The following is a 12643-nucleotide window of genomic DNA, read 5'->3' on the forward strand; positions in this document are numbered from 1 at the left end:
GTCGTCACACATGCCCGACGGACTGCCGCTCTCGCCGACCCAGCAGGACATCTGGCTGTCGTACCGGATCGACAGCGACGCCCCGGTCTACCGAGCGGCGGAGTGCCTGGAGATCGAGGGCCCGCTCGACCGTAAGCTGTTCGAGCGGGCGTTGCACCGCACGGTCGCCGACGTCGACGCGCTGCGGGCCAGGTTCATCGAGACGCCGCAGGGCCCGCGGCAGATGATCGGCGCCGTCCCGCAGGTCCGGCCGGTCTGGTCGGACCTGCGGGACCACCCGGACCCCCGGGCTGGCGCCGATGCGTGGATCGACGCAGACCTCGCCCGGACCGTCGACCTGGCCGACGACCCGCTGTTCACCTTCGCGGTCTTCCGGATCGCCGACCAGCGTTACCTCTGGTACCAGGGCTACCACCACATCGTCATCGACGGCGTCAGTTTCGCTCTGCTCAACGAGCGGTTCACCGAGGTGTACAACGCCCTGGCCGACGGACTGCCGGTGCCCAAGTCCCGCATCGGATCGGTCCGCGCCCTCGTCGAGGACCACCACGGGTACACGCAGTCGGCGCGGTTCGCCGAGGACCGGCACTACTGGGGTGAGCGGTTCGCCGACCTGCCGGAGCCCGGCCGGCTGGCGGGGGAGCCACCGACGGGCTGGGCCACACCCTTGCGACGCCGGGTGTCACTGCCCGAGCACGCCCTGAGCGCGCTGCGTCTGGCGGGCCAACGACACGGGGTGCGCACCTCCCGGCTGCTGTTCACGGCTGCCGCCGTGCTGGTGCACCGTCACTCCGCCCGCCCCGACGCCGTGTTGAGCCTCCCGGTGACCGCCCGGGTCACCGAGACGGCCAAGCGCGCGGCCGGCCCGATGGTGAACGTGCTCCCGCTGCGCCTGTCGGTGCATCCGCGAACTACCGTGCGCGAACTGACCGACCAGGTCGCCGCCGAGGTCGAGGCCGCACTGGCGCACCAGCGGTACCCCGGCGAATTGCTGCGCCAGGAACTCATGGCGCGCGGGCTGCGCCGCTCCGTGCTCGGCCCGGCCGTCAACGTCATCCCGTTCCACTACGGCGGACAACTGGGCGCGGCGCGGGTAGTGAGTTCCCGCAACGTGTCGGTACGGCGCATCCACGACATGAACGTGAGCGCCTACCGGCGGCCCGGCGGCGGGTTCGACATCGACCTGGAGGCGGATCCGCGGCTGTACACCGAGGACGAGGCGGCCGGGCACCACGAGGCGTTCACCGAACTGCTCGTAGCGGTCGCCGAGGGACTGGACCGTCCGGGCCGGACGGTCGCCGCGCTGGCCGCCGTGAGCCCGAGGCGTCGGCGCACGGTGCTCGGCTGGGGAAGCACTCCGGCCGCGCCGACGACGCCGAGCACCTTCCCCGAACTCTTCCGGGAGGTCGTGTCGCGCCGCGGGACGGCGCCCGCGCTCCTGGTCGGCGACCGGCGTGTGGGGTACGCGGAGCTGCACGGCCGGGCCAACGCGCTCGCCCGGCTGCTCATGGCCCGCGGCGTGGGGCCGGAGTCGGTCGTGGCCGTCGCGCTGCCCCGATCCGTCGATCTCGTGGTGGCGGTGCTGGCGGTGCTGCAGGCCGGCGGAGCCTACCTGCCGCTCGATCCGGCTCATCCACCGGAGCGGATCGCCTACCAGCTCGCGGACTCGGCGCCGCAGTGCGTGCTCACCGTCGGCTCGCTGACGGGCGCGATCGACACGGTGCAGGCCCCGGTGCTCCTGCTGGACGCGCCCGTGACCGTCGACCAGTTGGCCGACACCGACCGCGGCGACGTCACGGACGCCGAGCGCGCCGGGCGACTGAAGACGACGAACGCGGCCTACATCATCTACACCTCCGGATCCACCGGGCGTCCCAAGGGCGTGGTGGTGAGCCACCGCGGCGTGGCGGCGCTGGCCCGGGCCCAGCAGCGCCGTCTGGACGTCGACGACCGGGCACGGGTGCTCCAGTTCGCGTCGGCCACCTTCGACGCCGCGTTCTGGGAACTGGTCATGGCTCTGCTGTCCGGCGGCAGCCTGGTGCTTCCATCCATACCCGAGGAGCTGATGCCGCCCGCCCTCGGCGACTTCGTCGCACGGCAGGGCATCACCCATCTCACCGTGCCGCCCGCGGTCCTCGCGGCGGTGCCCAAGGACACGATCCCGCAGCGGACCACGCTCGTCGTGGCCGGCGAGTCCTGCCCGCCGCAACTGGCGGCCGCATGGGCGCCCGGCCGCACCATGGTCAACGCCTACGGGCCCACCGAGACCACGGTGTGCTGCACCGCCAGCGATCCGCTGGCCGGCCCGTTCGGCGACCAGGTGGTCATCGGCACACCCTTCGCGGACTCCGGCGTCATGGTGCTCGACCCGGCCCTGCAACCGGTCCAGCCCGGTGTCACCGGCGAGTTGTACGTGACGGGTCCGGGGTTGGCCCGGGGCTATCTCGGCCGTCCCGGCATGACCGCCGGACGCTTCGTCGCCGACCCGTTCTCGGACAACGGCGGGCTCATGTACCGCACCGGCGACCTGGCACGCTGGCGGGACGACGGCCGGCTGGAGTTCCTCGGCCGCGGCGACCAGCAGGTGAAGATTCGCGGCTTCCGGGTCGAACCGGGCGAGATCGAGTCCGTGCTGCTGGCGTCGGACGGCGTGCGGCAGGCCGTCGTCGTGCCGCGTTCCGACGACGGCGACCGGCAGCCGGCGCAGATCGCGGCGTACGTGGTGCCCGCGGCCGGAGACACGGTCGACGTCGACGCGCTCCGCGAGCGGTTGGGCGCCGTGCTGCCTGAGCACATGCGGCCGCACGCGATCGTCGTGCTGCCGAGCCTGCCGGTCACCTCGCACGGCAAGGTGGACCGCGACGCGCTGCCCGCACCGCACCGCGCGGTGGGCCGTGGCCGGGCGCCGCGCGACCGGGCCGAGAAGCAGGTGTGCGCTCTGTTCTCCGAGGCGCTCGGCGTACCCGCGGTCGGCATGGACGACGACTTCTTCGCGCTCGGCGGGCATTCGCTGTCCGCGTCGACACTGGCGGCGCGCGTCCGCGAGGAGACCGGCATCGCCGTCGGCGTCCGCGCCGTCTTCGACGCTCCCACCCCAGCCGGCCTCGCCGCGCTGCTCGCCACCGCCGCCGAACCCGCGGCACCACCGCGGATCACCGCAACCACCGAGGACGCTCCGCTGTCGTACGCGCAACGGCGGCTGTGGTTCCTCGACCGGCTGACCGGCGCCGACGCCAGCTACCACATCCCGCTCGTTGTCCGGCTGTCCGGACGGCTGGACCAGGACGCCCTCGGGCAGGCGATCGCCGACGTGGTGGCCCGGCACGCTCCCCTGCGCACGACCGTGGAGGACCGCGACGGCGAGCCATGGCCGGTGCCCGCCGGATCGCCCCCCGAGATGGAGGTGGTGGCCCTCGCGGAGGGGGAACTGGACGCGCGGCTGCGAGCCGAGATCCACCGTGGCTTCGACCTGGCCGCCGAACCGCCGCTGCGGGTGCGGCTCTATGCCCTGGCCGCCGACGAGCACGTACTCCTGTTGCTCCTGCACCACATCGCTGCGGACATGCTCTCGCTGCGTCCGCTCTCCCGCGATCTCGCCACGGCCTACCGGGCACGGACGACGGGCTCGCGACCCGGTTTGCCCGTCCTGGAGGTCGGTTACCCGGACTACGCGGTCTGGCAGCGGCGGACACTCGGCGAACTCGGCGATCAGGACGGGGTGCTGCACGGTCAGCTCGCGTACTGGCTGGACCGTCTCGCCGGGGCGCCCGAGGAGATCCCGCTCCCCACCGACCGGCCGCGGTCTCCCGCGGACGGTTCGGCGGGCGGCGCGGTGCCGATCGAACTGTCGGCGCAGACGCACGCCTCGATCGAGCGAGTCGCCCGCGAGCACGGCGCGAGCACGTTCATGGTGCTGCACGCGGCACTGGCCGTGCTGCTGCACCGACTCGGCGCCGGCCGCGACATTGTGCTGGGCACTCCGGTGGCGGGCCGCGGGTCACCCGCGCTGGAGGACGTGGTCGGCTTCTTCGTCAACACCCTTGTGCTCCGCACAACGGTGACGGGTACGGACGGCTTCGCCGACGTGCTGGCGCGGGTACGCGCCGGTGACCTCGAAGCCTTCGGCAACCAGGACGTCCCGTTCGACCTGTTGGTGGAGGAGCTGAATCCGGAGCGGTCGACGGCTCGACACCCGCTGTTCCAGGTGATGATCGCGCACAGCGCCGAGCCGGAGCCGACGCTCGACCTGCCCGGTCTGCGCACCGGTCTGGACACCGTCCGCCCGGACACCGCCAAGTTCGACCTCACCTTCAACTTCCGGGAGCGGCGTGCCGACGGCGCCGGTCCGGCCGGTGTCGGCGGCGTCGTGGAGTTCCGCAGCGATCTCTTCGACCGGCAGACCGTCGAGGCGCTCGTCCGCAGGCTCGGTACCGTCCTGGAGCAGGGGCTCTCCGACGTGGAACGCGCGGTCGGCCGGATCGACGTACGACTGCCGGAGGAAGTGCCCGCCCCGGTCGGCCCGTCGGCTCAGGTCGCCCCAAACCGAGCACGCTGTCTGCACGAGGTGTTCCAGGAACACGCAGCGCGGACCCCCGACCGCCCCGCCGTGGTCTTCGGCGACACGACACTGAGCTACGGGGAACTCGACGCCCGAGCCGACCGGTTGGCACGTCGGCTGGCGAGGCTCGGCGCGCGGCCCGAGACGTCCGTGGCGCTCGTGCTGCCCCGTTCCCCCGAGCTGATCGTCGCGATCCTCGCCGTGCTCAAGACCGGCGCGGCGTACGTCCCGATCGATCCGGCCTATCCGAAGGGCCGGATCGACTCGATCATCGCCGGCGTCCGCCCCGTCCATGTCCTGCGGGACCTCCCGTCAGCCGACGACCCCGCGGACAGCGTGCCGCCGGGTCCGCCGGTGGGCGCGGCGCGGGTCGATCCGGCGGGCGCCGCCTATGTCATCCACACCTCGGGGTCGACCGGTCGGCCCAAGGGGGTGGTGGTGCCGCACACGAACGTCCTGCGACTGTTCCAGGCCACCGAGAAGTGGTTCGACTTCGGACCGCAGGACACCTGGCTGCTGTTCCACTCGGCGTCCTTCGACTTCTCGGTCTGGGAGATCTGGGGCGCGCTGCTGCACGGCGGCAGGCTCGTCGTGCTCACCCATGAGGAGAGCCGGTCGCCGCGGGACGTGCTGCTCACCGCCGCGCGGACCGGCGCGACCGTGCTCTGCCAGACCCCTTCCGCGTTCGCCCAGCTAAGCGCCGCCGCCGCACTGGGCGACACGCTGCCCCCGACCGCCCTCCGATGGGTCATCTTCGGAGGCGAGCGACTGGACTTCGCGTTGCTCCGGCCGTGGTACGAGCGGCACGGCGACCGAGGTCCGGTCCTGGTCAACATGTACGGGATCACCGAGACGACCGTGCACACCACCTTCCAGCGGCTCGACGCCGAGCTGGTGCGGCACGCACGGGCGAGCGGCATCGGCGTGCCGCTGCCGGACCTCACGGTCCGGCTGCTCGACGACATGCTGTGCCCGGTGCCGCCCGGCGTCGTCGGCGAGATGTACGTCTCCGGTCCCGGACTCGCGCGGGGTTATCTGGGGGCCCCCGGCCTGACGGCCGAGCGGTTCGTGGCGGACCCGTCCGGCAGCGGCGGGCGCATGTACCGGACCGGTGACCTGGCCAAGCGGCGGGTCGGCGGCGGTCTGGAGTTCGTCGGCCGCGCGGACGACCAGGTCAAGATCCGGGGCTTTCGGATCGAGCTGGGCGAGGTCGAGTCGGTGGTCGGCCGGTGCCCGGGCGTCGGCCGTGCCGTGGCCACCGTGGCGGACGGGCGGCTCGCGGTCTATGTGAGACCCGTCCCGGGGGCAGCGCCGGATGCCCGGCAGGTTCGCGAGTTCGCCGCGGCACTGCTGCCGGACTACATGGTTCCGTCGGATGTGCTGGTGGTCGACGAGTTCGCGCTGACGACCAGCGGCAAGGTGGATCGCCGCGCCCTGCCCGCGATCGTCCGGGAAGGCGGTGGCGAGGCGCCGAGGGGCGCCGTGCAGGAAGTGCTGTGCGGCCTGTTCGGCGAAGTGCTGGGCGTCGTCGGAGTCGGTGCGGACCAGGGCTTCTTCGAGCTGGGCGGCCATTCGCTGCTCGTGATGCGGCTGGTGAACCGGGTCCGTCAGGTCCTCGGACGTGAACTGGCCGTGCGCTCGGTGTTCGAGCATCCCACGGTGGCGGGATTGGCCGGGGTACTGGCGGACACCGGCCCGGCCCGGCCGGCACTGGCGCCCGGCACCCGCCCGCAACGGGTGCCGCTCTCGCCGGGGCAGCAGCGGCTGTGGTTCCTGCAGACCCTCGAACCCGGTTCGGCCGCTTACCACTTGCCGGTGGTTCTCGACGTCCACGGGCCGGTCGACGCCGATGCCCTGGGCGCCGCCCTGAACGACGTGGTCCGGCGGCACGAGGTGCTTCGCACGTACTACCCCGTTGATGAACAAGGCCCCTACCAGCAGATTCTGGCCGACATCGAGATCTGCGTGGAGACGGGTGGATCGCAAGCCGCGCCCGGTCGGCCGGTGGCCGATCCGGTCGGGGAGTACGTCACACGTCCCTTCGACCTGTCGGCCGAACCGCCCCTGCGGGCAGCCTTGTGGCCAGCGCCGGACAGCGACGCCCGCACCCTCGTGCTGGTGCTGCACCACATCGCGGTGGACGGCTGGTCCCTCGGTGTGCTGCTGCGCGACCTGGACGCCGCCTACGGGGCCCGTCTCGGGGGGCGGGTCCCGGGCTGGCGACCGCTGCCCGCGCAGTACGCCGATGTCGCGCTGTGGCAGCGTGCGCTGCTGGGCGACGTCGAGGACCGGGACAGCCTGTCCGCCCGGCAGCTGGAGTTCTGGAAGGAGACGCTGGCCGGTGTCCCGGAGGAGGTGACGCTGCCGGTGGACCGGCCGCGCGTCGCCGTGCCGAGCCGCTCCGGCGACGTGGTGCCCTTCACACTGGCCGGCGAGGCGTGGCAAGGGCTGCTCGATCTCGCACGCCGCCACGGGGTGAGCGTGTTCATGGTCCTGCACGCCGCGGTGACCGCGCTGCTCTCCCGGCTCGGTGCCGGGGACGACGTGCCGGTGGGCACCGCGGTCGCCGGCCGTGACGAGCAGGCGCTCGACGATCTGGTCGGCTTCTTCGTCAACACGCTGGTCCTGCGGGTCTCGACAGCGGATGATCCCTCGTTCGCCGACCTGCTGGAACGGACCCGGGCCGTCGACCTCGCGGCCTACGCCCACCAGGACGTGCCGTTCGAGCACGTGGTGGAGGCACTCAACCCGGAGCGCTCGCCGACCCGGCACCCGTTGTTCCAGGTGATGCTGACCCTGCAGCACACCCAGGACATACCGGACGACCTGGGCGGCCACAGCGTCAGCCGACGCCTCGTCGGTCTGGGCCAGGCCAAGTTCGACCTGTCCTTCCTCCTCACCCAGCACGCCGACGGGCTGACCGGCGCAGTGGAGTACGCCGCGGGTCTGTTCGAACGCGCCACGGTGGAGCGGGTGGTGACGATGCTGCGACGGCTGCTCGACGCGGTCGTCGCCGATCCCGCGGTCCGGCTCGCCGACATCGACCTGCTCGGCGCCGCCGATCGTGAACTGCTCCTGCACCACTGGAACGACACCCGCCACGAGGTCCCGTACCCGACCGTGATCGACGGCTTCCGTCAGCAGGCGGCACGGACGCCCGACGCCATCGCCGTGAGCGGAGACGGTACCCGGCTCAGCTATCGCGAACTCGACGCACGGTCCGACCGCGTCGCCGGCGCCCTGCTCGCCCGGGGCGCCGGTCCCGAACATCTGGTGGCGATTGCCCTGCCGCGAGGTGTGGACCAGGTCGCGGCCGTGCTGGCGGTCCTGAAGTCCGGTGCCGCCTACCTGCCACTCGATCCCGACGACCCGGCCGATCGGCTCGCCCGTGTCATCGAGGACGCGGCGCCTCTCCTGGCGGTGACCCATTCCGGGCTCGCCGGTCGCACGCCGCTGCCCGCCGTCCTCCTCGACGAGGACATCCCCGCGGCGCCCACGACCCCGAGCGGACTGCCGCCCGTCCACCGCGCGTACCCCGCCTACGTGATCTACACGTCCGGTTCCACCGGGCGGCCCAAGGGCGTCGTCGTCGAGCACCGCGCCCTGGCCGACTACGTCGCCTGGGCGGCGCACGCGTACCCGGGAGTGCGCACCGGTGCCCTGCTGCACTCGCCCGTCACCTTCGACATGCCCGTCACGGTGCTCTTCGCGCCGCTCGTGTCCGGCGGCCGGATCGAGGTCGGCGAGCTGACGGCCGACCGGGCCGCCGAAGGCGGATACGGCCTGGTGAAGATGACACCCAGTCACTTGGCCGCGCTCGGCGACCAGCCGTCGGTGTTCCCTCCCGGCTGCGACCTGGTGGTCGGCGGCGAACAGATGCCCGCCGAGCTGACCGGCGCCTGGCTGGACCGGATCCCGGGGACGACGGTCCACAACGAGTACGGCCCGACCGAGGCCACCGTCGGATGCGTGCTGTTCTCCGCGACGTCCGCGACACCACTGCCGGACGGCGACACCCCGATCGGGCGGCCCGCGTGGAACACCGCCGCCTACGTTCTGGACGCCCGGCTCAACCCGGTGCCCGTGGGCGTGAAGGGCGAACTGTACGTGTCGGGGACGGGGCTGGCCCGCGGATACCTCAGGGCGCCGGGCGCGACCGCGGAGCGTTTCGTGGCCGATCCCTGGTCTCCGGGCGCACGGATGTACCGCACCGGCGACATCGCCCAGTGGACGGCCGAGGGACACTTGCGGCTGCACGGCCGGGTGGACGACCAGGTGAAGATTCGCGGCTTCCGGGTGGAACCGGGCGAGGTCGAGTCGGTGATCGGCCGGCATCCGGCGGTCTCACACGTGGTGGTGGTGGCCCGGGAGCACGAGCTCGCGGCCTTTCTCACCACGTCGTCCCCGGTGACCGCGGCCGAGCTGCGCGCCTGGGCCGAGCGGAAGCTGCCGGGCTACCTGGTGCCCTCGCACTTCGTGACACTGGACGAACTGCCGATGACCGCCAGCGGAAAGGCGGACCGCCGTGCCCTGCCGCAACTGCAGGCGCGCGGCAGCGGCAGCGCCCCGCACGGTGCGGTCGAGGAGATCATCTGCGGCCTGTTCGGCGCGGTGCTGGGCGCCGAGGACGTCGGGCCCGACGACGGCTTCTTCGACCTCGGCGGCCACTCACTGTCGGTGATGCGGCTGGTCAACGCGATCCGGTCGGCGCTCGGCCGGGAGGTGCCGGTCCGGTCGGTCTTCGAGCACCCGACGGCCCGACGGCTGGCGCGACTGCTGGACGGCTACGGCCGCGGCACCCGCCCGGCGCTGCGCCCGAGCGAGCACCCCGCCCGGGTGCCGCTGTCGCCGGCGCAGCGCCGACTGTGGTTCCTCAGCCGGATGAACCCCGACGACCACACCTACAACGTCCCGCTGCTGCTCTGTCTGGAGGGAGACGTGCAGGTCCCGGCGCTGAGGGCGGCGCTGGCCGACCTGGTCGAGCGCCATGAGCCGCTGCGCACCGTCCTGCCCGGCGACAACGGCGAACCGTGGCTGCACGTGCTGCCGCCGTCCCCGCGGCTGCCACCGACGGTGGTCGACGAGACCGGGGCGGGGGCCGACGAGCTGGCCGCGGCGATCGAACAGGCCCAGCGGCACGTCTTCGACCTGACGGCCCAACCCCCGCTGCGGGTGTGGCTGCTGCGGGGCATGCCCCAAAGCTGGCACCTGCTGCTGGTGCTGCATCACGTCGCTGTGGACGGTCTGTCGTTCGGCCCGCTGCTGCGCGACCTGGATCTGGCCTACCGAGCGCGGTGCCGGGGGCAGGCCCCGCACTGGCGACCGCTGCCGGTGCGCTACGCCGACTACGCGCTGTGGCAGCGGGAACTGCTCGACACCGGTGCCGCCGACCGGGGCGTGGAGTTCTGGACGTCCGCGCTGGCCGGCCTGCCCGACGAGGTGGCGCTCCCGGTGGACCGGCCGCGTCCGGCGGTACCGAGCATGGTCGCCGCAGTGGTGCCGTTCGAGCTGGACGCCGAGGTGTGGGACGGGGTCACGGCACTGGCCCGCCGGTGCGGGGTCAGCACCTTCATGGTCGTGCAGGCCGCGGTGACGGCCCTGTTGACCCGGCTGGGCGCCGGGGACGACGTGCCGATCGGTACGCCCGTCGCCGGCCGGGACGACGAGGCCCTGGAGGACCTGGTCGGCTTCTTCGTCAACACCGTGGTACTGCGGGTGTCCACGGCGGGAGCCCCTTCGTTCGCCGAACTGTTGCGGCGGACCCGGGCGGCCGACCTGGCCGCGTTCAGTCACCAGGACGTGCCGTTCGAGCACGTCGTCGAGGCGCTCAACCCGGCGCGGTCGTTGGCCCGCCACCCGCTGTTCCAGGTGATGGTGACGGTGGAGCACACGCCGGACAGCCGGCCGGATCTCGGCGACCTCGCCGTGACCCGGACGCTTCCCGACGCCACCGCCGCCAAGGTGGACCTCGCGTTCGGGTTCGTGGCCGAAGCGCACGCCGCGGGCTGCCGGGGCGCCCTGCAGTACGCGACCGACCTCTTCGACCGCGGCACGGCCGAGCGGCTCGTCGCCATGGTGCGGCGGCTGCTGCGCGCCGTGGTCGCCGAGCCCGAGACCTCCGTGGCCGACGTCGAGCTGCTCGGCCCGGACGACCGGGAGCTGGTCCTTCGCCGGTGGAACGACACCCGGCACGATCTCCCGGCCGAAGCCGTCACCGACGCCTTCGCGGCGCGGCTCGCCGGTGCCCCCGAAGCACCGGCCGTGGTCGACGGCGACATCACGCTGACCTACCGCGAGCTGGACGAGCGCGCCGAGCGGCTCGCGGACCGCCTCGCCGAGCTGGGCGTGACCACCGAATCCCGCGTGCTGCTGCTGCTGGGCCACTGTCTGGACCTGCCGGTTTCGGCACTGGCCGTGCTGAAGGCGGGCGGCGCGTACGTTCCGGTCGACCCCGGCGACTCGCCCGCCCGGATGCGTGCGGTGGCCGGGCAGACCGAAGCACTCGTGGTGCTGACCCGGTCCCGGCTGCGTGACCACGCCGCCCTGGACGCACTGGGGCTGCCGGTGGTGTTCGCCGACGACCACCAGCCGGCCGGCGCCCCGCGACGGCGCCGGCCGCGCCACCCGGCGCAACTCGCCTACGTCATGCACACCTCCGGCTCCACGGGCACGCCGAAGGGCGTGGCGATCAGTGACGCGTCGGTGGTCGGGCTGGCCCGCGACCGGTGGTGGTCCACCGGGACGGCAGCACGGACGCTGTTGCACACCTCCATCGCGTTCGACCCCTCCACTTTCGAGCTGTGGGCGCCGTTGCTCACCGGGGGAACCACCGTGGTCGCCCCGTGGACGCGCCATCCCCAGCCGCACCTGCTGGCCGAGGCGGTCGCCCGGCACGCCGTCACCGGAGTGGCGCTGTCCGCCGCCGTCTACCAAGCCCTGGCCGCCGCCGACCCGGACTGCTTCCGGGGGCTGAAGGAGGTGTGGACCGGCGGCGAGAGCATGTCGCCCGAGCCGACCGCCCGGGTGCTGGCCGCCGCGCCCGGTACCGCCGTGACCAACAGCTACGGTCCGACGGAGACGACGTTCGCCGTGACGCAGCACGCCGTGACAGGAACCGGGCCGGACGGCCGCGTCCCCATCGGCCGGCCGCTCGACAACACCCGGTGCTACGTGCTCGATGGACGGCTGCGGCCGGTCCCCGTGGGCGTGGTCGGCGAGCTGTACGTCGCCGGAACCGGGCTCGCCCGCGGATACCTGGGGAGCCCCGGTCTGTCGGCGGCGCAGTTCGTGGCGTCCCCCTTCGGCCCGGCCGGCGAGCGGATGTACCGCACGGGCGACCTGGTCAGACACCGTCCGGACGGCGCACTGGAGTTCCTCGGCCGCGCCGACCAGCAGATGAAGGTCCGCGGCCACCGGGTCGAGGCCGGCGAGATCGAGGCCGCGCTGGCGAGCTGCCCCGGTGTCGCGCGATCCGCGGTGGCGCAACGCGAGACCAGACCCGGAAAGTCCGTGCTCGTCGGCTACCTGGTCCCGGAATCCGAGGGACCGGCGCTGTCCCTCGACGTGGTTCGGTCGCGACTGGCCGAGCTGCTGCCGCCGTACATGGTGCCCGCCGCGTTCGTGGAGTTGGCGGATCTCCCCCTGACCCGCAACGGCAAGGTCGACCACGGCGCGCTTCCCGCGCCCGCCCCGGTCACCGGCGTCGGTGGCTCGCGTCCGCCGCACGACGAGCGTGAGGAACTGCTGTGCCGGGTGGTCGCCGAGCTGCTCGGCCTTCAAGAAGTCGGCGTCGACGACAACTTCTTCGACCTCGGCGGGGACAGCATCCTGTTCATCCAACTGGTGAGCCAGGTGCGGGCCGCCGGGCTGCTGCTCAGCGTGCGGGACGTCTTCACCCATCAGACGGTGGCCGAACTGGCCCTGGTCGCCAGACGGGCCACGGAGGACGGCGAGCATCAGGCCGAGCCGGGAGTCGGCACCCTCCCGGCCACCCCGATCATGCACTGGCTACGTGAACTCGGCGGTCCCGTCGCAGCGTTCAATCAATCCGTGACCCTGCGGGTGCCCGCCGGACTCGACCGTGCG

At 73.0% G+C, this 12643-nt stretch carries 1 protein-coding gene (cut by a window edge); it reads left to right on the forward strand.

Features of this window, described 5'->3' with window-relative positions:
* Positions 1–10 precede the first annotated feature (10 nt).
* Positions 11–12643, forward strand: partial view of a non-ribosomal peptide synthetase gene (locus B1H29_RS36500; RefSeq protein ID WP_055422256.1) — the 5' portion only. It continues 1350 nt past the right edge of the window; only the first 12633 of its 13983 coding nucleotides appear in the window; it begins with the start codon at positions 11–13; its stop codon lies off the right edge, out of view.

It is taken from the genome of Streptomyces pactum (assembly GCF_002005225.1).
GTDB classification, from domain to species: Bacteria; Actinomycetota; Actinomycetes; order Streptomycetales; family Streptomycetaceae; genus Streptomyces; species Streptomyces pactum_A.